This is a genomic window from Sulfuricella sp., from assembly GCF_035531155.1.
Classification (GTDB): Bacteria; Pseudomonadota; Gammaproteobacteria; order Burkholderiales; family Sulfuricellaceae; genus Sulfuricella.
In genome coordinates this window covers 12,403-36,815 of sequence record NZ_DATKTK010000050.1, presented here as the reverse complement: position 1 = coordinate 36,815, position 24,413 = coordinate 12,403, and the positions used below count along the sequence as shown (strand labels likewise).

The window sequence follows — 24,413 nt, the reverse complement described above, 5'->3', positions numbered from 1 at the left end:
TTATTTCGGCATTGGCATGGATTCTTGCTGACCCTGGTGTTCCATCATTTGGTCCATCATCATCTGCATCATCTGCATCATCTCCATGTGTTTTTCCATCATGTCGCCTCCCTTCATTCCACCTTTCATGCCGCCGCCCATCATGCCGCTGCCCCCTTCATGTCGCCACACATACCGCGCATCATCTTCATGCCTTCGTTCATGCTTTGCATATGCTGCTGCATGAGTTTCTGGCGTTCCTTGGGATCCGTGGTTTTGCGGATTTTTTCCATCTGCGCTTGCATTTTTTTCATCTGCTCCTGCATCTGGTCCATTTGCATATCGGTTTGTTTGTCTGCGGCACCTGCGGTCTTGCTTGATTTGGCTGGCGCGGCTTTTTTATCCTGCTCCGGGTGGTGTGCGTCATCGGCAAAAGCAATGGGTGCGGATAGCGCAACCGTGGTGAGAACGGCAAACAAAATTGATTTTTTCATGATGTATCTCCTTAACTTAATGTAAAAAAAGACTACTGTTTTTAGCAATTACTCGTTACTACTTTTGCAAGTCGTCACGCCATCGAAAAAATATTGCGCGGCCGACTTCCTCTTGCCCTCCTTGATTTGTGTGAATTCAGAAGTTTTCCTTGCTGCCCTGCGCCAACAATTTCATCATCGGCCTCTCCCCCCACAGATAAAACATCACCGGCGTGAGCAAGGTATCCAGCAGCGTGGAGCTCACCAGGCCGCCGAAAATCACCACTGCCACCGGATGCAGGATTTCCTTGCCTGGATCGCCTCCGGCCAGCATCAGGGGGATCAGTGCGAAAGCCGCCACCAGCGCGGTCATGAGTACGGGCGTGAGGCGTTCCAGGCTGCCTCGGACGATCATCTGTTTGCCGAACGCTTCACCCTCGTGCGCAACCAGGTTGATATAGTGGCTGATCTTCAGGATGCCGTTGCGCGTGCTGATGCCGGCCAGGGTGATGAAGCCGATCAGGCTCGCCACCGACAGCGCGCCGCCGGAGAGCTTCAGCGCGATAACGCTACCCACCAGCGCGAGCGGAATATTGCCCATGATCATCAGCGACAGCACGGTGGATTTGTAGCGGCTGTACAAAACCAGGAAGATCATGGCCAATGACACCAGCGACAGCCCCGTAATCAGTTGGCTGGCTTCTTCCTGTGCCTGGAACTGGCCTTCCAGTTTGGTGAAATAACCTTCTGGCAGCGGGTATCTGGCAAGCTCGGCGCGGATATCGCGAATAATCTGCGCCATGTCGGTGCCGTCACTGTTGCCCATCAGCACCATGCGGCGGCGGCTGTTTTCCCGCAAAATCTGGTTGGGGCCGTCGCTGTCCTCGATTTCAGCGATGAGGCGTAGCGGGATGCGTCCGCTCGGCGTTTCCACCAAAAGATTGCTCAAGCCCTGCGCAGTGCGGTCGGTATCAGCAAGACGGATCACCACGTCGAAGCGCCGGTTGCCTTCGATCACCTGTGCTGCGGTAGCGCCATTGGACAGCGTTTCCAGCGCGGTATTGATCGCTGCCGGAGTAACGCCGTACTGTCTGGCCTTGGCGTAATCGACGCTGATTTTCAGCTGCGGAATGCGCACCTGTTTTTCCAGCTGCAAATCCACCAGGCCGGGGATGTTGGCAAGCCGGGTTTGCATATCCGCCGCCAGTCCGCGCAGGGTGTCCACGTCGTCGCCGAAGATTTTCAGCACGATCTGCGCGCGCACCCCGGACAGCATGTGGTCAAGCCGGTGCGAGATGGGCTGGCCGGTGCTGATGGCCGCAGGCAGTGGCGCGAGGCGGTCGCGGATGTCCTGCAGAACGGCCTCACGGGAGCGGGCGGATTTCTTCAGGTCCACCTCGATCTCGCCGTAGTGCACGCCTTCCGCATGCTCGTCCAGCTCGGCACGACCGGTGCGGCGTCCCACCTGAGTCACTTCCGGCACCTGCAGGATCAACTGTTCCGCCAGGGTGCCGATGCGATTGGCCTCCGAAAGCGAAGTGCCTGGGTTCATGATGGCCGTGATGGTGAGCGTGCCTTCGTTGAACGCGGGCAGGAAAGAACGGGCGAAAAATGGCACTGCGGCTGCGGCGAGCACCACCGCGAGCAGTCCCGCGCCTAGCACCAGCTTGCTGTGGTCGAACGACCATTGCAGCAGGCCCGTATCCCATTGCTTGAGTTTTTTGACGACCGGGCTGTCGTCATGCTCCAGCCGCTTCATTTTCGGCAGCAGGTAATAGCACAGCACCGGCGTCAGCGTCACCGACACCAGCATGCTGGCGAGGATGGACACGATGTAGGCCACGCCCAGCGGCGCGAACAGCTTGCCCTCGATGCCGGAAAGAACGAACAGCGGCACGAACACCAGCACGATGATGAGGGTGGCATAAACGATGGCGGAACGTACTTCCAGGGTGGCCGCCGCGATCACTTCCAGCACGGGTATTTTGTCGCCCTCCGCGCGGTTCTGCTTCAAGCGCCGGAATACGTTCTCCACCCCCACCACCGCGTCGTCCACCAGCTCGCCGATGGCAATGGCCAGCCCCCCCAGCGTCATGGTGTTGATGGACAGCCCGAAGTACTTGAACACCAGCACCGTAATCAGGATGGAGACGGGGATCGCGGTGAGCGATATGAAAGTCGTGCGAAAATTGAGCAGAAACAGGAACAGCACCACCGCCACCATGATGGCGCCGTCGCGCAAGGCCTCTTCCACGTTGCTCACCGAGCTTTCGATGAAATTGGCCTGCTTGAACAGGATGTCTTTCACGGCGATGCCGGCAGGCATGCCCTTGTTCATCTCCTGGAGCGCCGCCTCGATTTCCCGCGTCAGTTTGACCGTATCCGCCGCAGGCTGCTTCTGCACCGACAGGATCACCGCCGGCTTGCCCATGAAGCTTGCGTCGCCGCGCTTCAGGCGGGCGGCGAAGTCCACCTTGGCGACTTGCTTGAGCAGGATAGCCCCCCCCGCGCGGTAGCCCACCACCAGATCCTGCAAATTTTCGAGTTTGGTGGTGCGCCCGATATTGCGGATCAGGTATTCCTGCGCCTGCGATTCCAGGAAGCCGCCGCTGGTGTTGCTGGCGAAATTCGCCAGCGTCTTTTCCATCTGTTCCAGCGAGATGCCCAGGCGGTCGAGATTGGCCGGGTCTGGCGTGACGCGGTACTGCTTCACCTCGCCGCCGATGGGGATGACCTGCGACACGCCGGGAATAGTCAACAGACGCGGCCGCACCACCCAGTCGGCCAGTTCACGCGCCTGCATCGGGTTCGCCTTGGCGGGGTCAACGGTCATGGCGATCAGCATGATTTCGCCCATGATGGAGCTGATCGGCCCCATCTGCGGCGTGATCCCGGCAGGAATCTGCTCCTTGACCAGGGACAGGCGCTCGGCGATCTGCTGGCGGTTGCGGTAAATATCCGTGCCCCAGTCGAACTCCACGTACACGACGGACAGCCCGATGCCGGAAACCGAGCGCACGCGGGTCACTCCCGGCAAGCCGTTCATCGCCGTCTCGACGGGGAAAGAAATGAGCTGCTCCACTTCCTCCGGCGCCATGCCCGCAGCCTCGGTCATCAGCGTCACGGTGGGTTTGTTGAGGTCGGGGAATACGTCCACCGGCAACTGCTTGAGGCTGAGCATGCCGTACACCAGCAGCAGGATCGCCACTGCGAGCACAAAAATGCGCTGGCTCAGGCTGGAATGAATGATTGCCTTAAACATGTTTGTCCTTATGTGAGGAGTAATGGGTGAGGAGTGATGAGTAAAAGCGGGGTCGGTGCGGGTTTGAGCTTTCGCCTCACCCCTTACCCCTCACGCCTAACCTCTTACCTGATCTGCGAAAGCAGCGCCGCGCCCTGCGTCACTACCCGGTCGCCGTCATGCAACCCCTCCAGTACCGTGACCGTATTGCCGTCCAGCAGCTGCTGCTTCACCCGTTGCGGCACGAAGCGCTCGGCGGAGGCGTGCAGCCACACGATGCTCTCGCCGTTGCTGCTTTTCATGACGCTGCCTTGCGGAACAGGGATGCCGCGGATGGCCTGCTTGGTTTGCACGAACACCTTAACCGGCTGGCCCACGCTTAATGTTGGCAACGGCGGCTTGACGGCGAACTGCATGGGCAGCGCCTGTTCGCGGAGCTGATGGCTGAGTCCGATGAACGCCAACGCCAATGGCTGGTTGCCAGCGGTCACGCCGGAGGCGCCCGCCACCTGTCCGGCCAGCGCGGTATCGTAGGCGACGGCCTCCACTCGGAGTCTGGATGGATCCATCACTTCAAACAGGATCTCCCTGGCTTCCACCACTTGGCCAGCGACCACATCGGCTCGGCTGATCACGCCGGAAACCGGCGCACGCAGGGCCTCGCGCTGAAACAGGCTAGCCGCCACCGCCGCCTTGCGGGCCTTGAGACTGGCTGCTTCAGCCCGCGCCGCTTCGATCTCCTTTTGCGGCAGGCTGCCCACCAATTGCTCCAGCCGCTCTGCACGCCTTTCGGCGAGGCCGAGATTGCTGCTCAATTCGGCCAGTTGAGCCTGCTGATTGCCTTTCTCGATGTTGCTGGCGGCGGGTTCGATGTAGGCCAGGATTTGCCCTTTACTTACCTTCATGCCCAAAGTTGGGAAGCCGCCGACTGGCGTTGCAATCCGCCCCGACTGGCCGGACTGCACGCGCCCGCTGAAATTCGGGTCGGTACTGACATGGCCATTGAGTTCCACGGTTTGGGCGATGTCGCGCAGCTCGCCCAGCACGGTACGGATGCCGAGCAGCCGCTGCACCGGCTTGGGCACGAAAACACTGCCGTCGGGCAAGCGCACAGGAGCAGCCTGCGCGGCGGCCGGCACGTTACTCGCCGCACCAGCAGGCGCGGCATGGGGTTTGTCGCCGTGATCTTCGTCGCCGTGCGCGAAGCCTGGATTGCCGTGCCCGCCGAGCAGAAAAGCCGCAAACAAGGGCAACAACGCGCTTGCCGCAACGCCCTTGCGGCGGCGCACACGCCTGAACAACACTGCCAGCAGGGTGGCCGCCGCGACACCGCCAGCCACCCACTTCGCATCATCGAGCCAGGTGCGCCCGAGGGCTTCGGGTTTCGTGCCGGGAACTTCCAGGGCGCCGATGAGCAGGTCTTCCAGCCCGTCCGCTTCCACGCTCGCCACGACTTCATGTTTGCCGGGCTGCCTGAGCCAATCCGCGGCGGCCGTATAGCTGCCGTCTTTTTCCGCTTGTGCCTGAACCTTGCGCCCGTTGCTTTCGAGTTCGATCCTGGCGCTGCGGATCGGCTCATTGCTGGCGTAGCGGTCGACATAGAGAGTGAGCTTGCCGTCGCGGAGTATTCCCAACAGTTCCACGTCGGGCGACTTCAATTCCAGCCGCGCCCCGCCTGCTGCCGTTGCAGCGATGGGCGCCTTGGCCTCGTCGCCGTGGCTGTGGTCATCGCCGCCGCCGGCAAAGGCGAACAGCGGCAAAAGCATGAGAACCAGCGCCAAGATCAATGCTGTTGACCTTGGCCGTTCGTGGTGAGCCTGTCGAACCACACAGCCCTTCGACCCTTCGACATGCTCAGGACTCAGTGCGAACGATTGAGAGAAGCCGATATTGAATACGGTCACGGTAAGACTCCTTGCGCTTGATTGAGGCGGGCGCGGGCCAACGCCTGCGCGATCTCTTGTTGGTTGTAAGACTGCTCCGCCTCAAAGGAAGCAGCCCTGGCGCGTAACAGGGTAAACAGGTCGGATTCTCCGAGATTGAAGGATTTCTGGATCAGGTCGAGGTTTTCCCGCGCTGCGGCGCGCTGCTGCCGCGCCAGATCCAGCACTTGATCGGCGGCTTGCAACGCCTGATCCGCTTGCTGTCCGTGGTATTCCAGCGTAAGCCGGACACGGGCGTATTCGCTATGCGCGCCGGTGAGGGCGGTTTGGGCGGCGCTGCTCCGCGGCAGGTTGCGCGCGTCGGTGGACAAAGGCAGACGCAGGGAGATTGCCACGGTGCTGGCGTAAGGGTCGTTCAGGTTGCCGCGCTCACGGCGCGTGCTGAGTTCGACCTCGGGACTGTCGCGGCGCGAGTTCATCGCCACGCGCACTTGCGCCTGCGCCGCTTCGATGGCTAGTCGCGCTTCTTCCAGCACCGGGTGGTCGTCTGGCAAGGGCTTCGGCTGTGCGATTTCCGAAACGTCGTCAGGCAAGGCCGTCATGCCGGTGAGGGTGGCATAGGCTTGCTGCGCCTGAAGCTGCCGGTTGCGACTGTGCAAAACCGCGGCCTGGGCGGTGCGCCATTCATTCTGCGCCAGATTTAAATCGGTCTTGGCCAGTTCACCTGCCAGAACCCGCTTGGCGACATCTTCCGCCAGCTTTTTCGCGGTTAGCGCGCGTTCTTCGTCGAGCCGGGTTTGGGCCTCTGCCTGGCGCACCTGCCAGATTGCCTCGCGCAGCTCCCCCGCCAGCTTCAGGCGCAGCGCACGGATATTGGCTTCCAGGCCATCCTTGCCGGCCTGCGCCTGGCGTTGCCGCGCGTCGCGTTGGCCGGGCAGCCAGATGGGCATGGCAATGCCGGCTTCCCACTCGCGCTTGCCGGCGTTACTGTTCAACTGGTCGCCACGATGGCCCAGGATGACGGCGGGCGCGCCGGGCAACAGGCTGTTCGCGGCGACGGTCTGGGCATCGCTTTCCGCGCGCCTTGCCTCAAGGGTTTGCGCTTGGGGGCTATTTTCCCAGGCTTGATCCAGCGCCGTGCGCAGGCTGGCGGCGTAAACGGGTTGCGTGAGCAGCAAGCCTAAAATCAACAGGGTGTGTCGCATGATGTCCTCGATCGACCAGCGTGAGCCCCATAAAAATGGACGACTGGGTATAACCCGTCGCCCTGTGGGAGGCGGAACCTGGGGTTAGGGTTCGGCGGCGGTGCCGCCGAACTGCCCTGCGCCCCTTGGGTCGTCAAATGCCACCACCGTTTAACGTTGGCGAATCTGCCCTGTCGCTTCCAGGTACCAGGGTTCGTCGAGGAGGGTACTTGCTCCTGAACCGGACTTCCCTTCCTTCTTCGCGGCGGTGCCTTGCGTCATTTGCTGGTAGTGCGGATCATCCAGAATGGTTCCCTGTGCCGCCTTGCCGCTTTTCTCGACGGCTTTACTCGGCGCCCCCGTCATCTCGCGATACATGTGGTCGTCCGTCGCGTGGGCGGCGGCAATGGTGCCCAGGACGATCCCCAGGGTGGCGATAGTCAAACGAATTGAGGTTTTCATGATTGATCTTTCCTTTAAATTGAGTAGGGCCCTTTCGGGCCGGCAACCCACCAGTGTCCTGATGGTGAAGCCCATCGTACGCCCCGCGTGCCTACACCAAGCTGACCGGAAAATTACATTTTGGTTATCTTCGCCGAGCCGGCTAGAATGTTTGAATCCATGACTAACGAGGCTTGCAGATGAAGGTTCTGATCGTTGAAGACGAAGCCAAGACCGGCGACTACCTGCGCAAGGGTTTGACCGAGAACGGGTTCGTCGTCGATCTGGTGCGCAACGGCGCGGACGGCCTGCATCTTGCCATGACCGGGGACTACGCCGTTATCGTGCTCGACGTAATGCTGCCCGGCATGGACGGCTGGAGTATGCTGCGCGAACTGCGCAAGGCCAAGGATACCCCGGTGATCTTCCTCACCGCGCGGGACGAGGTCGAAGACCGGGTCAAAGGGCTGGAACTCGGCGCAGACGACTATCTGGTCAAGCCCTTCGCCTTTTCCGAACTGCTCGCACGGCTGCGCACCTTGTTGCGGCGTGGCCGGAACGTCCAAGCTGAAGTTCTGGCCATCGCCGACCTGGAACTCGATCCGGTGCGGCGCCGGGTGGCGCGGGGCACCGCCCGGATTGATCTCACCGCCAAGGAATTCGCGCTGCTGCACCTGATGATGCGGCACCAAAGCGAGGTGCTGTCGCGCACCTTCATCGCCGAGCAGGTGTGGGACATGAATTTCGACAGCAACACCAACGTGGTGGAGGTCGCGATCCGGCGGCTGCGCGCCAAGATGGACGACCCGTTCGACCGTAAATTGCTGCATACCGTGCGCGGCATGGGGTATGTGCTGGAGGAGCGGGAATGAACATAACAATGCGTTCCGTTCAAACCGTTACCGTTCACGGTGAGCTTGTCGAACCGCCAATTCCACGCCAATGCTGGCCTTCGACAAGCTCAGGCCGAACGGTTTATTGTAATTGTTTTAGCGGAACGGACTACCCGGAATGAAGCCGGGCTCGCTCACCCTTCGCCTCAGCATCCTGTTCGCGCTTACCACGGTTCTGCTGCTCGCCGGCATCGGCGCCTATCTCTACCGCTTTCTCGACGTCGAGCTGATGCAGCGGGATCACGCCGAACTGGTCGGCAAGGTGGAGCTTTTCCGCCATCACCTCGCGGCGGTGAACTCGCTGTCAGAAATCGTCGCCGCACCCAACGAATTCCGCGACGCCATCATCGGCCATCCTCACCTGCGCCTCGCCCTGCTGGACGAGGCGGGCAATGTTCTGCTCTCGTCCGCGGACTGGCGGCCCGGCACGGAAATATTCCAAGCGCCGGTCGCCGAAGGGGCCGCGCCGGGTGGCATCGCGATCCGCATGCCGACCCCCGGCGACCCTTATCACACCGTTGCGGCGTGGGGCGCCTTGGGGGGCGGCGCGGGGGAGCGGGCGCTGATCGTCCTGTCGCTGGACTCTCGGGAAGCGCTGGAACTGCTGGCGAATTACCGCCGGGCACTGTTCGCCGCCATGCTGTTTGGCGGACTGGCTGCCGCTGCCCTCGGTTTTCTCACCGCCCGCAATAGCTTGCGGCCGTTGCGCCAGATGGCGGAAACGGCCAGCGACATCTCCGCCAGCCGCCTCGACCGCCGACTGGAGGTGGCGAACGCCCCGCAGGAGCTGAAGGCGCTGGCCGCCGCCTTCAACGCCATGCTGGAGCGGCTACGGGATTCGTTCACCCGCTTGTCGGATTTTTCCTCTGATCTGGCCCACGAGCTGCGCACCCCCATCAACAACCTGATGGGGCAGACCCAAGTCGTCTTGTCCCGCGCCCGTAGCGCCGAGGAATACCGCGCCGTGCTGGAGTCGAACCTGGAGGAATACGAGCAGTTAGCGCGCATGATCGGCGACATGCTGTTTCTCGCCAAGGCGGATAACGCCCAGACGCCGCTCCATGCAGAAGAAATCGACCTGCGGGTGGAACTGGACAAGGTCGCCGAGTTCTATGAAGTGCTCGCCGACGAGGCCGGCCTGAAAATCGTTTGCGCGGGTGAAGGTCGCGCCGTGGCGGAACGCATTCTGGCGCAACGCGCCATCGCCAACCTGTTGTCCAACGCCATCCGCCACACCCCGCCGGGCGGCGAGATTCGCGCCACCCTCGCCGCGTCTGGCGACGCCATGGAACTGCGCGTCAGCAACCCCGGTCCTGGCATCCCCCCCGAGCATGTAGAAAGAGTTTTCGACCGCTTCTACCAAGTGGATGACGCGCGCGAGCATACCGACGCGGGGACCGGATTGGGGCTCGCCATCGTCAAATCCATCATGCGTCTGCATGGCGGCGATGCCACGGTAACCAGCGAACCGGGCTGGCTCACCACCTTCACCCTGCACTTTCCCACCGGCGGCGGTCGGGCCTGACACGTGTTGCGAGACTCATCACCTGGCCGCTTATCATTACGAGCCCAAATTTATACTCCATGGGTTCTGCGCTCTGTACCGAATGCGCGAAGATCTTGAGCAAAGCATACGCGCATGTCCATCACCGACACCCAGCCTCTGCTTGACTGGATCGCACAACACTCCCACTGGGCTGGCGCCGCAGTTTTTTTTGTTTCTCTGGCCGAATCCCTGGTGTTGGTGGGCTTGTTCATTCCCGGCACGTTAGCGATGTTTGGAGTAGGAGCCTTGGTGGCCGCCGGCGTGCTGAATTTATGGGCTACCCTGGCTTGGGCGGCGTCCGGGGCGATTGCGGGCGATGGCATCAGCTACTGGCTGGGTCACCGTTACCGAGGGCAGTTGCGGACCCTGTGGCCGTTCAGACGTTACCCGCAATTGCTGGCGAGAGGCGAAGCATTCTTTCGTCGGCATGGTGACAAAAGCGTCTTGCTGGGCCGCTTTGTCGGGCCGGTACGTCCGGTCATTCCTGCCGTAGCGGGAATGCTGGGAATGCCGCCGCTACGCTTTTACTTCGTGAATATTCTGTCCGCATTGTGCTGGGCGCCCGTCTACATTCTCCCTGGCGTGGTGTTCGGCGCATCACTGGGGCTGGCGGGAGCGGTGGCGACGCGCCTCGCCGTGCTCATCGCGTTGCTGCTGCTCGCCGTCTGGGTCGGGATATGGGTGATACGCCACGCTATCCTGTGGCTGCTACCACCCTTTGAAGCCAGCTTGGCTCATATGCAGGCATGGGCTGCGGCACCTGGAGAAGGTCGCTCTTTTCGGGGCTTGGTCAACGCGCTGTTTGATCCAGAAAAACCAGAATCCCGCGCCCTATTGGCATTTGCGGGGCTGTTAGTTCTTGCCGCCTGGGGATTTTTCGGCATTCTGGAAGATGTCGTCACCCGCGACCCTTTGGTGCTCATCGACAGCTCCATTTATCACCTGTTGCAGGGGCTGCGCACCCCTTTCGGCGACAGTATCATGGTCGCACTGACCGAACTGGGCGATGCTGCGGTCACCCTCACGGTGGTGTTGGCGGTACTGCTCTGGCTGTCGTGGAAACGCGCCTGGCGGGCGACGGCCTATTGGCTGGCCGCGGCAGGCTTCGCCGCCGCCTTGACCATGGCAATCAAAGCGGGATTGGGCCGGGCGCGTCCGTTTCCTCTGTATGAAGGGCCAAGCCTGTTTTCCTTTCCGAGCGGCCACGTCACCATGAGCATGGTGACCTACGGTTTTCTGGCAGTGCTGATTGCGCGCGAGCTTTCTCCCCGTGGGCGTCTGATAGCATTTACCGCGATTATCCTGCTGGTCGCCTTGATCGCCTTTTCACGGCTATACCTGGGCGCGCATTGGCTTTCCGATGTATTGGGCGGTGTGGCTTTTGGCATGGCGTGGGTGGCCGTGCTGGGTATTGCGTACTCGCGCCATTCCGCGGCGGCGCTGTCACCCCGCGGCTTGATGATCGTGGCGTTCTCGGCTTTGCTGGCAGGGGGAGCCTGGAATGTGGCAACGCGGCACGGCGCCGATACCCTGCGTTATGCCGTGCGTCAGGAAACCAGAATAATGGCGCAACAGGATTGGTGGGGCAACACGTGGCAAACCCTGCCTGCATGGCGCATCGATATCGAAGGCGAGTACGAGCAGCCGCTTACCGTGCAATGGGCAGGCTCGCTCGAATCCTTGCACCATAGACTGCTGACAAGTGGCTGGCGGGATCCGTTGCCCGAAAAAAGTTTGCTGCTGTGGCTCGATACAGCCCGCCCCGCCATGCAATTGCCGCTGCTACCACGTGCCCACGACGGCCGCTACGAAGCGCTGGCACTCGTCTACCCGGTGCTGAACCGGGACGACAGGCGCCTGGTATTGCGCCTTTGGCCCGCAGATACGGTCTTGCGCGACCAGGGCCAGCCCGTATGGGTCGGAACCGTGACGCAGGAAACCCTACGCCGTCCACTGTCCTGGTTTAACCTGCCCCAGGACAGCAAGAATTTTGACCAGCCACGTCAAGTCTTGCTGGAAAGCCTCGTGGATGTGCGGGTGCGCTTGGCGAGGCGGGCCAATACGCTCGGCTCAAAAGAGGAGCGGATAACGTGGGACGGGTGGGTCGTGTTGGCGCTAGAATTGGATAAACCATGAAAAACCAAAAGTTCATCAACCGTCTCGATTTTGCCTGGGCAGGCATCCGCGTAGCCTGGAAAAAAGAGCGTAGCTTCCGGGTGCAGACCGGTTTTGCAATCGTCTTGCTGATTGTGCTGTTGCTCTTGCGTCCGCCCCCCATATGGTGGACGTTGTGTTTCATCATGGCCGTTCTGGTCTTGGCGGCGGAATTATTCAACACCGCCCTGGAATCCTTGATCGATCACCTGCATCCGGAAATCCATCCTGCCATCAAAACCGCCAAAGACTGCGCTGCTGGAGCCGTGTTGCTGCTTAGCTGCGGCGCCCTGGTCGCGGGGACGGTCACGCTGCTGGTTGCGTTGGGGATTGTGTCCTAGCAATTATTATTTCATCCCATGCTTGCATCTCGGAAAATTCATCTGTCAAACTTTATTCAGCGCGCGTGCCTTGCCCGCTGTCCGCGCCCACATGCTCGTCCAGGAACTCACCCAGCGTCCGCACCCAGGAATCGCGCACGAATATAAACCCCTCGTTGTGACCGCCGCTGAGTTCGAGGAACTGCTTGGGCGGTTTCGCCGCATCGTAAAGCGCTCGCCCGTGCCGGTAGGGGATGATTTCATCGTCCGGGCTGTGGGCGATGAAGACGGGAGCCGAGACTGATTGCAGATATTCCCGCGTGTCGTAACTGAAACGGGACAGCCACCTGACAGGAAGGTAGGGGTAGAACTGCGCCGCGATATCGGGCACGGAGGTGAAGCCGGAGGCAATTACCAACGCCGCCGGTTCGTGGCGAACCGCCAACCAGGCGGCGACGGCGCCGCCCAGTGATTCGCCGAACAGCACGATCGAACTGGGAGAGGTTTGCCGACTTTCTCTCAAATAGCGCCAGGCCGCCTCGGCATCCTGATAGGTGCCCTGTTCAGAAGGCTTGCCGCCGCTGTTGCCGTAACCGCGGTAGTCGATGATCAGGGTGCTGTAGCCGAGGCGGTGGAACATCAGCAGGAAATCGAGGCGGTGGGAAATATTGCCGGCGTTGCCATGCAGGAACAGCACCGTGCCGCGGGATTCAGCGCTGGGGACGAACCAGCCATGCAGGGTGATGCCGTCCGCCGTAACCAGCTTCACGTCTTCGTAATCGAGCCCGGCCTGGCGCGGCGTGGCAACCATTTCGCGCCCGATCTCGGGGTAATAAACCATGTTCGACTGCAACGCAAACAGCGCCAGGCCAAGACCGGCGTAGGCCGCAGCCAGGATACCCAGAGCCTGCCACATCATGCGCACCCGGTTCCCCTGCTCATCCGCCCTGCAGGATCCTGGCGGAAAAAAGCAGCAAGCTGCCGGTACACCTCGGGATATTCCCGCCGCAAGGTGTGCGGAACTTCAAAAAAGGCCTCGCTCAACACGGCAAAGAATTCCGCCGGGCTCTCCGCCGCGTAAGGGTCGATCAGCGTTTCCACGCCGGATTCGACTTTGGCGCTAAAGTCGTCAAATGCCCCGGAGAAAGCCTGATTCCAGGCGATCCGATCCATCTCACGGTGCAGCGGCGGGAAGCCGTCCGGCGCGCCGTTCAGCATGTCCAGCTTGTGGGCGAATTCATGGATCGCCACATTGACGCCGTCGTGCTCGCCGGAACGCTCCACGTCGGCGCTGGACAGGATGACCGGCCCGCGCTCCCAGGATTCGCCGACCATCGGCTCGCGCGCGAGGTGCACCACGCCCGCTTCGTCGATGTACTCGTATTCCGGCACGAATTCATCGGGATAGACGATCACCGAGACCCAGCCCGCGTAATAATCCAGGCCGAGATTGAGTATCGGCAGGCAAGCCTGAGCGGCGATTTTCAGGCGCACCACCTCGTCCATCGAATAGCCGCCCGCCGCGACCACCTCCTTTTCGTGCAGGAACAGAACCACCAGTTCACGCAAGCGCTCCAGCTCCTCACCTGCAAGCCCCCGCAGCAAGGGCAGAGCTGAAACCACCGTGCGCCACGCCCCTTCCGGCAAAGCATTGCGCCGCAAGATGCGCTTTCTGTGCCAGGATTTAAGCGCCTTCAACACCCCAAAAAATCCCCTTGAATTAATCGCGCCAACTTCTATATTTAAATAATAAAAAAAGACGTCTTCCGCTTTGAATATGAAATCTGGAAACCCAACATGATGGAGGTGACAAATGCATCGTTTTTTCATTCAAACAGAAGCAATGCTGTACGAGTTCCGCAAAAACATTCCCACCGACTGCAAAACCGCAAAATCCATCGATCGCAACGATCCTTGGGACAGGGTTGCCCTGTTCGCCAAGGACGACGGTTTTCTGGAAATCGCCGAACAACTAGAGAAATCGAAAACCCAATTGGCCGCGCAATCACACTGAGCGGCCCGCGGCGCCCAACCGGCTGTTACTGGCCAAGGCGCCGCGCCCAAGCCACGCCGGGCACTTCCTGAATAAGGGCAAGGAGACGGCTTAACTGACCGAGATCGGCGATCTGCACGGTGAAGCGCATCCCTGCCTGCAGCCCGCGGCTCAGGGTGCTGACTGCCGTCACGTTAATCTTCTCGCGCGTAAAGATATCCGAAATATCGCGCAGCAATCCCTGCCGGTCGTTCGCCTCGACCTCGATATCCACGTCGTAGTGGCCGCCGCTTTTTATACCCCAGCTGGCGTCGAGCAGCCGGTCGTGCTGACTCTCGTCGAAATGCAGAATATTCTGGCAATCCTTGCGGTGTATCGCCACCCCCCGGCCGCGCGTGACGAAACCGACAATCGGGTCGGGCGGCACCGGCTTGCAGCATTTGGCGATCGAGGTAAGCAAGCCGCCTTCGCCATAGATCAGCACCCCGGATGAAGACGGCCCGAGTCCAGCGCGCGGCGCCGGCATCTGCCATTCTTCTTCCTTCTCCTTCAACCCCGCCTCTTCCTGTGCCGCCGCAGCTACCTGGCGGGCGGTAATGTCGCCGCGGCCGATGGCGGCGAGCAAATCCTCTGGCTTGGCAAAGCGGTTCTTCTGTGCCAGCGTTTCCAGGTTGGGCAGGGGCAGGCCGAGGCGGTGGGTTTCCTTTTCCAGCGCCTCGCGCCCCTGAGTGACGTTCTCCTCGTAGTGCTGGTGCTTGAACCAGTGGCGAATTTTCGCCTTGGCGCGCGAGGTTCTGACATAGCCCAGGTTGGAGTTGAGCCAGTCGCGCGAAGGCCCGCCCTGCTTCACGGTGATGATCTCGACCCGCTGGCCGTTCTGTAACGGGTAAGTGAGCGGCACGATATTGCCGTCTACCTTGGCGCCACGGCAGCGGTCACCCAGGTCGGTGTGGACATGATAGGCGAAGTCGATCGGGGTCGCCCCCTTGGGCAGCGCCACCACCTTGCCCTGCGGGGTAAGGATGTAGACCGTGTCCTGGAACAGCCCGGTCTTGAATTGCTCCATCAGCTCGCCGGCATCGTGGACGTCCTCCTTCCACTCCATGATCTGGCGCAGCCAGGCGATCTTTTCCTCGAACCCGGCATCCTGCCTGCCGCCTTCCTTGTAGCGCCAATGTGCCGCCACGCCCAGCTCGGCATGGTTATGCATGTCGTGGGTGCGAATCTGCACTTCCAGCGCCTTGTCCTCCGGCCCGACCACGGCGGTGTGCAGCGAGCGGTAGTCGTTGCCCTTGGGATGGGCAATATAATCGTCGAACTCGCCCGGAATCGGCTGCCACAGACTATGCACTACGCCCAATGCGGTGTAGCAGTCCTTGAGGTCGTGCACCAGCACTCGCACCGCGCGCACGTCGTAGAGTTCGGAGAAGTCAACTCCCTTGCGCTTCATCTTCTTGTAAATGCTGTAGATGTGCTTGGGACGACCCGACACCTCGGCAACGACACCGTTCTTGTGCAGTTCCTGCCGCAACTGCTCTTGCACGTCCGCAATGTACTGCTCGCGGCCGAGGCGCTTCTCGTCCAGCAGCCGGGCGATCTTCTTGTAGAGATCGGGCTCGAGGTAACGGAACGACAGGTCTTCCAGTTCCCACTTCACCTGCCACACACCGAGGCGGTTCGCCAGCGGCGCAAAAATATCCTGCACCTCGCGCGCTACGTGGTGGCGCGTGCCCTCGTCGCCACGAGAAAGCTCGCGCATGGCCTGGGTGCGCTCGGCCAGCTTGATCAGCACCACCCGGATATCCTCCACCATCGCCAGCAGCATTTTGCGCAACGACTCGATATGCGCACCCTGCTCGCGCTTGTCGCCACCTGCCGGTGCGGTGTATTCGCTGATCTGGCCCATGCGGGCAACACCATCGACCAACTGGGCGATCCCATCGCCGAAGATGGCCGCCACTTTGGCTAACTCATCCGGACCGTGCTCTGCCGCTCCTTGCAGGATCGCGGCAATAATACTTTCCTTATCCAGGTTCTGATGCGCCAGGATAGCGGCAGTGCCCAGCACATGGCTCATGGCTTCCGGATCTTCGGCGTGAAGTCGCTGCGCAAACTCGCAGGCGTGCAGGAGGGTTTCCCGCTCTTGGGGGCCGAACTCTATGCCCAGTGAATCCAGCCAGGAACGGAAATCGGGTTGAGCGCCGCCGATCGGCAGCGCGAGAGAAGTGTGGACGGAAACCATTGCGAAATAATAGCAGACTTGGCCAGAAATGCCGGGTTCTCCATATCCCCTGCATCTGTGCATTCACTACACGGAAAAATCCTCCTAACCTTTCAGTGCCCGCCGTGTCTGTGCGATCACCTCCTCGGCCGTAGCCGAATCCATGACAAAGGGGTTCTTGCGCGCAACCGAACGAAGACGGGTCACTTTAGGACTGATTACTTCCAGCTCAAGCTCGATGGAACGCCCTGAACTTTTGGCATTAATCGTTTCAAAAACTCCGTTTTTCTCTGTCGATTCGACCTTGATCGACATCCGTTTCAGCGCCACCAATGCGGCCTGTTTGACACGCGGCAAGGCTTCGGAAAAAGTGTGATAAGTGTAGCCATTCACGGTGTGGTTGATGCCGGCCCCGGCACCGACTCCCAACGCAGTCAATGACAAGGGGTCGCAACCGGTCAGAATTGTCAGCGAAGCAATCAATAAAGCATTGCAGACCTGCCTCATCATTACTCCAATCCAAAATACGGGGATTTGATGGTAGCCAGCAATCAGATGACCCACCAGTTAACGATTGGTAACCTGAAGTTCATTGCGGAATCCGCTCAATTACCGCTTTGCCAATAACGCCGTCGTTCCTGGCGCCAGGTTTGCAGCTTGATGCCAACTCCCTTCTCAAAGCGCAGCAGCACGGCACCGTCGAAATCCGAGCGGTACAACCGGCTCCCCGACACCCGGTAGCGTTCCACCACTTCCGGCTTGGGATGGCCGAAGTGATTCCGGTATCCCGCAGTGAAAATCACGATGGAAGGATGGACCTGGCGAATGAACGCCTCGGTGGAAGAGGTCTTGCTGCCGTGATGCGGCGCCACCAGTAGCGTGGCGGCGAGGGCGTCGGGGGTGCGCGCGAGGATTTCCGCTTCCGATTCGCGCTCGATGTCGGCGGGCAAAAGCACGCTGCCGTAGGGCGAGGTGATTTTCAGCGTGCAGCCGCGTGCGTTGTGCCTGAGACGCTCGTCGGCATAGCTTTCCCAGGCCGGGTGCAGCATCTCGAAGCGCACCCCGTCCCATTCCCAGGACTGGCCGGCGAAGCAGGGCAGCGACTTTCGAGCATGGGGCAGGATAGTACTTTCGGCGGGTAATGACGAAGCGAGCCAGCCGACCGGAACCGCATCCAGCACCGAAGCCGCCCCGCCGCTGTGGTCGCTGTCGTCATGGGTCACGATCAGTCCGTCGAGTCGCTTGATGCCGGCGGCGCGCAGGTAAGGCACCACGATGCGGCTGCCGCTGTCGGCATCGGCGGTATAGCGCGGGCCGGTATCGTAGAGCAGGGCATGGTTTTGGGTCTGCACCACCACCGCCAATCCCTGCCCGACATCCAGCACGCTAAGCCACAAGGCACCCTGCTCGGGCTGCGGCGGCAGCACCAGGAACATCGGCACAAATCCCGCCGCACCCAGCCAGCGCGCCGGGAAACCGCGCGGCAGCAGCAGCCAGAGGATGCCCAGCGCCGCCGCCAGCACTGTCCACGCCGACGGCGCATGCTGCTGCCACACGGCATCCGGCATCTGACTCAACCATTCCAGTGCGGCCATGCACCACGCCATCACCTGATGCGCCAGCAGCAATGGGAAATCGAGCGGCAGAATCGCTCCCGCCAAGGTCAACGGCACCACCACCAGGCTGATAACCGGGATGGCGAAGGCATTGGCCAGCGGCGAAACGATGGAGACCTGCTGGAACATCAGCAACAAAGCCGGGATCAAACCGAGCGTCACCGCCCACTGCACGCGAGCCCACTGGTGCAACCAGTGCGGTCTGCCGAGACGCCCGACGCCAACGTAGAGGATCACCGCCACTGCGCCGAAAGAGAGCCAGAAACCGGGCGCGAATACTGCCCACGGATCAGGCACGACGACTGCCAGCAAGGCCAGCGCCAGTACCGATGAAGCCGAGCTGGCTCGCCCCAGCCACAGCGCCACGGCGACCACGGACAACATGTACAGGGTGCGCTGGGTCGGCACACCGAAACCCGACAGCAACGCATAGAGCAAGGCGGCCAAGGCGCCCGCCACTGCCGCCGCCTTGCGCGCCGGCAGGCGCAGGGTGAGTATCTGGCTGCGCCGCCACAGGCCATACACCAGTGCAAAGGCCAGGCTGGAGATCAAGGTAACGTGCAAACCGGAGATGCTCATCAGGTGGTTCACCCCGGTGCGCAGGAACACCTTCCATTGGTCGGGGGAAATCGCGTTCTGCTCGCCCACCGCCAGCGCCTTGAGCACGCCGGCGTAGGGCCGCTCGCCCAGCACCGCCTGGAACCGCTGGGCCACCCGCTCGCGCAGCATCTCGACGATGTAGCCGGGCCGATAGACGTGTTCTGCCAGGCGGCGGTTACCGTCCTCCTGGCGCACATAGCCGGAGGCGCGGATGTTGCGCTCCAGCAGCCACGCCTCGAAATCGAAACCGTTGGGGTTGGCATTGCCGTGCGGGCGCTTGAGGCGCACCGTCAGTTGCCAGCGCTCACCGGCATGGAAATCGGGCGGCGCGACGCCGGATGGTTTCTGGCGAAAACCCTCGCTATAGGCAGTGAGCTGGATGCGATGGGGCACGACCGCTTCCAGGGTTTTCACGCGCTCGACGTCGAACGTAAAGCGCAGCCCGCGTTCGGTTTCCACCGGCAGGCCCGCCACCACACCGACCACCTGGATGTCGCGCCCTTCCCAGACGGAAGGCAGTGCATCGGCCAGCCGCAACTGGGCCATGAAGGCGGCCCAGAAGAAACCGAGCCCGAGAAAAAACACCTTGGCCAGCAGCCCCCGTGGCACCGCCGGAAGGAAACGGCCTGCCAGCCACAAAGGCAGCAGCAGGCCAAGCCAGGCCAGACCAGGCAACGCCGCCTGCTGCTGCAGCAGCCAAATACCCAGGATGAAGGCGAGAATATTGGTGCGCATATTTTAAGATAGAATCAATTATGCCGCGAAAAATCCTGAGGAAGTTTCTGCCCAGCGCCCACAGTATGAGGGAGCACTGGCATCTGCGCCATTTTGGCACGCTGCTGCATCATCCCAACCTGTGGCACCTGAACCGCCACTCTGTCGCAGGCGGTGTGGCGGTGGGCCTGTTCACCGGCCTGATTCCGGGGCCGGTGCAGATGTTGTTCGCGGCAATTTTCGCTGTCGTGTTCCGCGTCAACCTGCCGGTGGCGGTATTCACCACCCTTTACACCAACCCGCTCACCTTCGTCCCGCTCTATCTGCTCGCTTATAAAATCGGCGCATTTGTGACCGGCAGGAGCGACGGTACACACAACCTCTACACTGAATTCCAGGCAGAAAGTCTAGCTAACTGGCTACCCGCCTTCTTCAACTGGCTGGGCCCACTCGGCTTGCCGCTGCTGGTTGGGGTTCCCATCCTCGGCTCGATCTTTTCGGTGTGTGGTTATTTCCTGGTGCGCGGGCTGTGGCGGCTGCATGTCGTGATCAGTTGGCGGCGACGGCAAAAGCGAATTCTGAGTAGAAAGTACTGAGTAAAACCACTTTCAGGACTCAGAACTCAGCACTCCGTCAACCAGACGAAGCACCCGCTGCGTCCGCGCCGCCAGCTCCGGGTCATGGGTGACGATGATGAAGCTGGTACCAAGCTCCCGGTTCAGTTCCAGCATCAGGTCGAACACCCCTTCCGCGGTATGGCGGTCCAGATTGCCGGTCGGCTCGTCCGCCAGCACGCAAGCCGGACGCGTCACCAGGGCACGGGCCACGGCGGCGCGCTGGCGTTCGCCGCCGGAAAGCTCGCCGGGGGTGTGGCTGAGGCGATGCCCCAGGCCCACCTGCTTGAGAATCTCCGCCGCTTGCTCATAGGCGGCATCCGGCTTCATGCGCCGGATCAGGAGCGGCATGGCGACGTTTTCCAGCGCGGAAAACTCCGGCAGCAGATGGTGGAACTGGTAGATGAAGCCGAGCGACCGGTTGCGCAGGCTGCTGCGTTCGGACTCGCCCAGTTCATGCACGTTTCGCCCCATGATAGCGACCTCGCCCGAGGTGGCATCATCCAGCCCGCCCAGCAAATGCAGCAGCGTGCTTTTACCGGAGCCTGACGTACCCACAATCGCCACCCGCTCGCCTTGCTCGATTTCCAGGTTCACGCCGAGCAACACCGGCACTTCAACCTTGCCCTGGCGGAAAACCTTGTGCAGATTGGTGCAGGAAAGCACGCTACTCATATCTCAACGCCTCCGCCGGGTTGGTCTTGGAAGCCCGCCAGCTGGGGTAGAGCGTCGCCAGCAGGGTGAGAACGAAAGACACGATGGCGATTACCCCGACGTCGCGGCTTTGCAAGTCGGAAGGCAGTTCGCTGATGTAATACACATCCTTGGCGAGGAAATGCACGCCGAAAAGCCGTTCGATGGCCGGCACCACCACGTCGATGTTCAGCGCCAGCACCACGCCGCCGGCCACGCCGATCAGCGTCCCGATCACCCCGATCAGGGTGCCCTGGACGATGAAAATCTTCATGATGCTTGCAGGCGAGGCGCCGAGGGTGCGCAGGATGGCGATGTCGGCCTGCTTGTCGGTGACCGCCATCACCAGGGTGGAGACGATGTTGAACGCCGCCACCGCAACGATCAGCAGCAGGATGATGAACATCACGTTCTTTTCGATCTGGATGGCGCGGAAGAAATTGGCGTGTTGCCGCGTCCAGTCGCTAATGGTGATATCGTCACCGAAGCGGGCGGACAGCTCCCGCGCCACCTGCGGCGCAAGGTTCATGTCCGAAAGTTTCAGTCGTACCCCGGAAACGCGGCTGCCCATGCTGTACAGCCTGGCCGCATCGTCCATATGAACCAGTGCCAGTCCGGCATCGAATTCGTACATGCCAGCCTCGAAAATCCCCACCACGCTAAACTGCTTCACCCGCGGCATGATGCCGGCCGGCGTAACTCGTCCCTGAGGCGCAATCAGCACCACCTTGTCGCCCACCGAGACAGACAACGTCCGCGCCAGTTCGGAACCCAGCACAATGCCGAACTCGCCGGAGCGCAAAGCGTCCAGCCGGCCCACTTTCATCTTCTCTGCCAGCTCGGACACCTGCGCCTCGCGATCAGGCAGGATGCCTCGCACCACCGTCCCCTGCACGGTCTGGTCGTAGGATAGCAGCCCCTGCGCCATGACGTAGGGTGCCGTGCCGACCACCTCGGGATGCTGCGCCGCCACCCCGGCAACACTTTGCCAATCGGCCAGGGTATTGTTCGCGCCGCTGATCTGGACATGTGCCGCCACGCCCAGGATGCGGGTGCGTAGCTCCTTCTGGAAGCCGTTCATCACGGAAAGCACCACGATCAGCGCCGCCACGCCGAGCGCAATGCCCAGCATGGAAACCAGGGAAATGAAGGAAATGAAGTGGTTGCGCCGCTTGGTGCGGGTGTAACGCAGGCCGATGAAGAGCTCGAAAGGTTGCACGGTTTAGAATGGCTGGCAAAGGCGCCAGTTTGCCACTTAACGGCCGGAAACACAAAACCGGCTAACCGAAGCCGGGAAGAGTTGGCCTGCCGCCGCTCTGATGATAACCTAGCCCCTCAATGCACTGCCATCTTCTCATTCCGGGCCTGTTTCCGCCCTTCCGCCCCGAAACCAGACACGCGCTACGGGATTTATCCCTGCCCGCTCTGGCAACGCTGCTGGCGCGCGGCAGCCAGAAGACGCTTCCGGATGACAGCATGGATGCCTGGCTGTGCCGAAGCTTCGGTGTCGAGAAACAGCACGACTGGCCCGTAGCGGCCTTCACTCTGCTGGCGGACGGCGGCAACCCCGGCGGCGATTTCTGGCTGCTGGCGGACCCCGTGCACCTGCAGTTGCAACGCGACCGACTGGTGCTGGCGGATGCCGGCAACCTGGACATCACTCAGGAAGAGGCGAACAGCCTGACTGCCGCCCTTAACGAGCATTTCGCCGATGAGGGGATGCGCTTCTTTCCGACCCGGCCCGGCCACTGGCATTTGCGCCTGACTCACCCCCCCGCCCACCTGCAAACCCATCCCCTGGAAACCGCTATTGGCAGGAATATCCGGAATATTCTGCCAAGTGGATCGGATGGCAAACGCTGGCACAGCCTCCTCAATGAAACCCAGATGTTGCTGCACCGCCATCCGGTTAACGAGGCGCGAGAGCAACGCGGCTTGCTCCCGGTGAACAGCATCTGGCCGTGGGGCGGCGGAGTCCTGCCTTCTAACCCGACCCCCCATTTCACCCATATCTGGGCCGACTATGCGCTGGCCCGCGGCTTAGCTGTCGCTACCGACACCCCCTGCGCCAACGTGCCGGAAACCGCCATGGAATGGCTGCCTGCTGCCCAAGCCGGCTCGCATCATCTGGTCGTTCTCGACGCGCTGCGCAACGTGGCTTTTTACGGCGATGTCCACTGCTGGCGCGAAACCCTGTTGCACCTGGAAAAAGACTGGTTTGGGCCGTTGCGGCAGGCCCTGTCCAGCGACAAGATTTCCCGATTGACGCTCACTGCTTTCGATAGTGGGCAGGCCCGGTCGTTTTCGGTCAGCCGAACCGACCTGTGGAAAATCTGGCTTCGCGGCAAACCGCTGGAAGCCTATTTTGGAGAATCCTGAGCATGATGAACACCCCGAGTTTCTATAATGACGTCCCAAAAATCACCCTTTACGATCCGCTGGCCGAGTTTCTGGGCGCGGCAGAAAAAGGGATCGTCGAATACCGCTACCTCGACGCGGTCAAACTGGCCGGGCACGCCTGCCCCACGGTGGCGGGCGCCTGGCTGATGGCGCGCAAGGCGCTGGCGAGCCTGTATGGCGACGAGCTGCCGGTGCGGGGCGCAATCGAAGTTTCATTCCGTGATGGCCAGGCTGACGGCGTGACCGGGGTGATCGCGAATGTCGTCGGCCTGCTCACCGGCGCTGCGCAGTCCGGCGGCTTCAAGGGAATCGGCGGGAAATTCGACCGCAGAAACCTGCTGCATTTCAATGCCGGCATCACCGGCGAGATTCGCTACACCCGACTGGATACCGAAATCAGCGTGGAGACGACCTATCATCCGGAATGGGTCAGCCCCTCCCCCGGCATGAAAGAACTGATGCAAAAAGCCATGATGGGCGTTGCCAATGCGGAAGAACGGGACCGATTCGGCGTGCTCTGGCAGGATAGGGTCAAGCGCATCCTGATCGACCATGCCGACAATGCTGAGCTGATCTCGGTCGTCATCAGCGGGAGGTAGGCGTATGGCCGAACACAACGAAATCGCCCTGCTGCTCACGCCTGATGCTGCCGAAACCCAGTGCCTGGAAGCCATCAAACAAGCGCGCAATACCAGCCACGCCCTGGCTGCACTGATCGCCCTGCAGGCATTTATTTCAGCCACTGCCCGCCCGACAGATCGCCACACCCCTGCTTATGAAGCGGTCAAGGCGGTCGTCGAAAAGCATGCCATCGCAGCACGGGCAAAAATTCTCGCCGAAAATGCTGGCGACCTGGCCAAGGCGATCCGACAGAGAAACCGGTCGGAAATCGCACGTATCCACTCCGCACTATCCCGCAACGGTTTTTGGCAGGCGGCGCAGCAGGCCATCGGCCAATTCAGGCCGGACGATCTGGCTACCGCTGCCACATGGGCAAAAGACTGGTGTAGCGAAGCCAAGAAGCAAGCCCAGGCTGCCAGCGGCTACCCGGATGCGCTGGATTTCAGCAAGGCCGGGATTGCCGCAACCGAATATGCCGCCATGACGGAAATCAATCTTTATTTCACCGATATCATTAGTTAAATGGCATTTTAGGGAAAATCCTTATTGACAATTAAACCTTCCACATAAGCTGTGGATAAGTTTGTGCATAAGCTATATAGATGTGTCGCAAGTCCATTACACACAAGGAAGAACAACAATTTGATTAAATTCTAACCTTACGCTCTTATTGTTTATAATCAATTAGTTATAAATAAGTCCATGGTTTATCATGGGGTTGTGATCGTAATTCGTCGCTACAGCCAAAATTGTGGATGAATCAGCCATCCGAGGCTTTGTCAAGTGAGCAACGGCCCGTGCATTAAAGCCCGGGAACAACCTCGGCG

Annotated in this window: 22 protein-coding genes; 9 read left to right on the top strand and 13 right to left on the bottom strand. The window is 61.0% G+C overall.

The window, feature by feature from the left end; translation table 11 throughout:
- The 6 genes from VMV64_RS10795 to VMV64_RS10770 form a co-directional block, all read right to left on the bottom strand.
- Positions 1–144, bottom strand: a complete 144-nt coding sequence (locus VMV64_RS10795; RefSeq protein WP_325330153.1) for a hypothetical protein — start codon at positions 142–144, stop codon at positions 1–3.
- A complete protein-coding gene (locus VMV64_RS10790) occupies positions 141–521 on the bottom strand; it encodes a hypothetical protein (RefSeq protein WP_325330151.1) in 381 nt (126 codons plus the stop codon). The genes VMV64_RS10795 and VMV64_RS10790 overlap by 4 nt, the downstream gene beginning before the upstream one ends.
- Before the next feature lie 88 nt (positions 522–609).
- A complete protein-coding gene (locus tag VMV64_RS10785) occupies positions 610–3,714 on the bottom strand; it encodes an efflux RND transporter permease subunit (RefSeq protein WP_325330149.1) in 3,105 nt (1,034 codons plus the stop codon).
- Between the two features lie 104 nt (positions 3,715–3,818).
- Positions 3,819–5,597, bottom strand: coding sequence for an efflux RND transporter periplasmic adaptor subunit (locus VMV64_RS10780; RefSeq protein WP_325330147.1), 1,779 nt, complete (start codon positions 5,595–5,597; stop codon positions 3,819–3,821).
- Positions 5,594–6,781: a TolC family protein gene (locus tag VMV64_RS10775; RefSeq protein ID WP_325330145.1), complete on the bottom strand. Its 1,188-nt coding sequence runs from the start codon at positions 6,779–6,781 to the stop codon at positions 5,594–5,596. The genes VMV64_RS10780 and VMV64_RS10775 overlap by 4 nt, the downstream gene beginning before the upstream one ends.
- Before the next feature lie 150 nt (positions 6,782–6,931).
- Entirely contained in the window at positions 6,932–7,222 is a 291-nt protein-coding gene (locus tag VMV64_RS10770) for a hypothetical protein (RefSeq protein ID WP_325330143.1), read from the bottom strand.
- A gap of 179 nt (positions 7,223–7,401) precedes the next feature.
- On the opposite strand from VMV64_RS10770, the gene VMV64_RS10765 reads away from it, so the two are divergent.
- The 4 genes from VMV64_RS10765 to VMV64_RS10750 all read left to right on the top strand — a co-directional run bounded on the left by VMV64_RS10765 (position 7,402) and on the right by VMV64_RS10750 (position 12,135).
- Positions 7,402–8,073 carry a heavy metal response regulator transcription factor gene (locus tag VMV64_RS10765; RefSeq protein WP_325330141.1) on the top strand — a complete coding sequence of 224 codons (672 nt, stop codon included), beginning with the start codon at positions 7,402–7,404 and terminating at the stop codon, positions 8,071–8,073.
- Between the two features lie 139 nt (positions 8,074–8,212).
- Positions 8,213–9,619 carry a heavy metal sensor histidine kinase gene (locus VMV64_RS10760; protein WP_325330139.1) on the top strand — a complete coding sequence of 469 codons (1,407 nt, stop codon included), beginning with the start codon at positions 8,213–8,215 and terminating at the stop codon, positions 9,617–9,619.
- 114 nt (positions 9,620–9,733) lie between these two features.
- On the top strand, positions 9,734–11,776 hold the full coding sequence (locus VMV64_RS10755; RefSeq protein ID WP_325330137.1) for a bifunctional DedA family/phosphatase PAP2 family protein: 2,043 nt from the start codon (positions 9,734–9,736) through the stop codon (positions 11,774–11,776).
- Positions 11,773–12,135 (top strand): diacylglycerol kinase, encoded by a 363-nt coding sequence (locus VMV64_RS10750; protein ID WP_325330135.1) that lies wholly within the window; start codon positions 11,773–11,775, stop codon positions 12,133–12,135. Before VMV64_RS10755 ends, VMV64_RS10750 begins: the two co-directional genes overlap by 4 nt.
- A 52-nt stretch (positions 12,136–12,187) precedes the next feature.
- Here VMV64_RS10750 and VMV64_RS10745 read toward each other — a convergent pair whose 3' ends face one another.
- Together VMV64_RS10745 and VMV64_RS10740 are read right to left on the bottom strand one after the other, a co-directional pair.
- Positions 12,188–13,033: an alpha/beta hydrolase gene (locus VMV64_RS10745; RefSeq protein ID WP_325330133.1), complete on the bottom strand. Its 846-nt coding sequence runs from the start codon at positions 13,031–13,033 to the stop codon at positions 12,188–12,190.
- The gene (locus VMV64_RS10740) at positions 13,030–13,815 is read right to left on the bottom strand and encodes a M90 family metallopeptidase (protein ID WP_325330131.1); all 786 of its coding nucleotides are present in this window, start codon (positions 13,813–13,815) and stop codon (positions 13,030–13,032) included. The genes VMV64_RS10745 and VMV64_RS10740 overlap by 4 nt, the downstream gene beginning before the upstream one ends.
- A gap of 112 nt (positions 13,816–13,927) precedes the next feature.
- Here VMV64_RS10740 and VMV64_RS10735 point away from each other — a divergent pair, with 112 nt between their 5' ends.
- Positions 13,928–14,128, top strand: a complete 201-nt coding sequence (locus VMV64_RS10735; protein WP_325330129.1) for a hypothetical protein — start codon at positions 13,928–13,930, stop codon at positions 14,126–14,128.
- A gap of 25 nt (positions 14,129–14,153) precedes the next feature.
- On the opposite strand, the gene relA is transcribed toward VMV64_RS10735, so the two are convergent.
- The 3 genes from relA to VMV64_RS10720 form a co-directional block, all read right to left on the bottom strand.
- The gene (gene relA / locus VMV64_RS10730; RefSeq protein WP_325330127.1) at positions 14,154–16,349 is read right to left on the bottom strand and encodes a GTP diphosphokinase; all 2,196 of its coding nucleotides are present in this window, start codon (positions 16,347–16,349) and stop codon (positions 14,154–14,156) included.
- An 84-nt stretch (positions 16,350–16,433) separates the two neighbouring features.
- Positions 16,434–16,838, bottom strand: a complete 405-nt coding sequence (locus VMV64_RS10725) for a DUF3568 family protein (RefSeq protein WP_325330124.1) — start codon at positions 16,836–16,838, stop codon at positions 16,434–16,436.
- 95 nt (positions 16,839–16,933) lie between these two features.
- A complete protein-coding gene (locus tag VMV64_RS10720; protein ID WP_325330122.1) occupies positions 16,934–19,279 on the bottom strand; it encodes a DNA internalization-related competence protein ComEC/Rec2 in 2,346 nt (781 codons plus the stop codon).
- 20 nt (positions 19,280–19,299) lie between these two features.
- On the opposite strand from VMV64_RS10720, the gene VMV64_RS10715 reads away from it, so the two are divergent.
- Positions 19,300–19,854: a DUF2062 domain-containing protein gene (locus VMV64_RS10715; protein ID WP_325330121.1), complete on the top strand. Its 555-nt coding sequence runs from the start codon at positions 19,300–19,302 to the stop codon at positions 19,852–19,854.
- A gap of 12 nt (positions 19,855–19,866) precedes the next feature.
- On the opposite strand, the gene lolD is transcribed toward VMV64_RS10715, so the two are convergent.
- Entirely contained in the window at positions 19,867–20,547 is a 681-nt protein-coding gene (gene lolD, locus VMV64_RS10710) for a lipoprotein-releasing ABC transporter ATP-binding protein LolD (RefSeq protein WP_325330119.1), read from the bottom strand.
- Positions 20,540–21,784: a lipoprotein-releasing ABC transporter permease subunit gene (locus tag VMV64_RS10705; RefSeq protein WP_325330117.1), complete on the bottom strand. Its 1,245-nt coding sequence runs from the start codon at positions 21,782–21,784 to the stop codon at positions 20,540–20,542. The genes lolD and VMV64_RS10705 overlap by 8 nt, the downstream gene beginning before the upstream one ends.
- Positions 21,785–21,903: 119 nt before the next feature.
- On the opposite strand from VMV64_RS10705, the gene VMV64_RS10700 reads away from it, so the two are divergent.
- The 3 genes from VMV64_RS10700 to VMV64_RS10690 are packed head-to-tail and all read left to right on the top strand — an operon-like array spanning position 21,904 to position 24,108.
- Positions 21,904–22,944 (top strand): phosphoglycerate mutase, encoded by a 1,041-nt coding sequence (locus VMV64_RS10700; protein ID WP_325330115.1) that lies wholly within the window; start codon positions 21,904–21,906, stop codon positions 22,942–22,944.
- Positions 22,945–22,946: 2 nt separating this feature from the next.
- Positions 22,947–23,564 carry a hypothetical protein gene (locus VMV64_RS10695; RefSeq protein ID WP_325330113.1) on the top strand — a complete coding sequence of 206 codons (618 nt, stop codon included), beginning with the start codon at positions 22,947–22,949 and terminating at the stop codon, positions 23,562–23,564.
- Between the two features lie 4 nt (positions 23,565–23,568).
- Complete coding sequence (locus VMV64_RS10690; protein ID WP_325330111.1) at positions 23,569–24,108, top strand: hypothetical protein; 540 nt, start codon at positions 23,569–23,571, stop codon at positions 24,106–24,108.
- Positions 24,109–24,413: the final 305 nt, after the last annotated feature.

Coding starts and splice junctions, on each gene's coding strand:
- VMV64_RS10795 (WP_325330153.1), bottom strand. CDS start 144: ATGATGGGCGGCGGCATGAAAGGTGGAATGAAGGGAGGCGACATGATG.
- VMV64_RS10785 (WP_325330149.1), bottom strand. CDS start 3,714: ATGTTTAAGGCAATCATTCATTCCAGCCTGAGCCAGCGCATTTTTGTG.
- VMV64_RS10775 (WP_325330145.1), bottom strand. CDS start 6,781: ATGCGACACACCCTGTTGATTTTAGGCTTGCTGCTCACGCAACCCGTT.
- VMV64_RS10770 (WP_325330143.1), bottom strand. CDS start 7,222: ATGAAAACCTCAATTCGTTTGACTATCGCCACCCTGGGGATCGTCCTG.
- VMV64_RS10765 (WP_325330141.1), top strand. CDS start 7,402: ATGAAGGTTCTGATCGTTGAAGACGAAGCCAAGACCGGCGACTACCTG.
- VMV64_RS10760 (WP_325330139.1), top strand. CDS start 8,213: ATGAAGCCGGGCTCGCTCACCCTTCGCCTCAGCATCCTGTTCGCGCTT.
- VMV64_RS10755 (WP_325330137.1), top strand. CDS start 9,734: ATGTCCATCACCGACACCCAGCCTCTGCTTGACTGGATCGCACAACAC.
- VMV64_RS10750 (WP_325330135.1), top strand. CDS start 11,773: ATGAAAAACCAAAAGTTCATCAACCGTCTCGATTTTGCCTGGGCAGGC.
- VMV64_RS10745 (WP_325330133.1), bottom strand. CDS start 13,033: ATGATGTGGCAGGCTCTGGGTATCCTGGCTGCGGCCTACGCCGGTCTT.
- VMV64_RS10735 (WP_325330129.1), top strand. CDS start 13,928: ATGCATCGTTTTTTCATTCAAACAGAAGCAATGCTGTACGAGTTCCGC.
- relA (WP_325330127.1), bottom strand. CDS start 16,349: ATGGTTTCCGTCCACACTTCTCTCGCGCTGCCGATCGGCGGCGCTCAA.
- VMV64_RS10725 (WP_325330124.1), bottom strand. CDS start 16,838: ATGATGAGGCAGGTCTGCAATGCTTTATTGATTGCTTCGCTGACAATT.
- VMV64_RS10720 (WP_325330122.1), bottom strand. CDS start 19,279: ATGCGCACCAATATTCTCGCCTTCATCCTGGGTATTTGGCTGCTGCAG.
- VMV64_RS10715 (WP_325330121.1), top strand. CDS start 19,300: ATGCCGCGAAAAATCCTGAGGAAGTTTCTGCCCAGCGCCCACAGTATG.
- lolD (WP_325330119.1), bottom strand. CDS start 20,547: ATGAGTAGCGTGCTTTCCTGCACCAATCTGCACAAGGTTTTCCGCCAG.
- VMV64_RS10700 (WP_325330115.1), top strand. CDS start 21,904: ATGCACTGCCATCTTCTCATTCCGGGCCTGTTTCCGCCCTTCCGCCCC.
- VMV64_RS10695 (WP_325330113.1), top strand. CDS start 22,947: ATGATGAACACCCCGAGTTTCTATAATGACGTCCCAAAAATCACCCTT.
- VMV64_RS10690 (WP_325330111.1), top strand. CDS start 23,569: ATGGCCGAACACAACGAAATCGCCCTGCTGCTCACGCCTGATGCTGCC.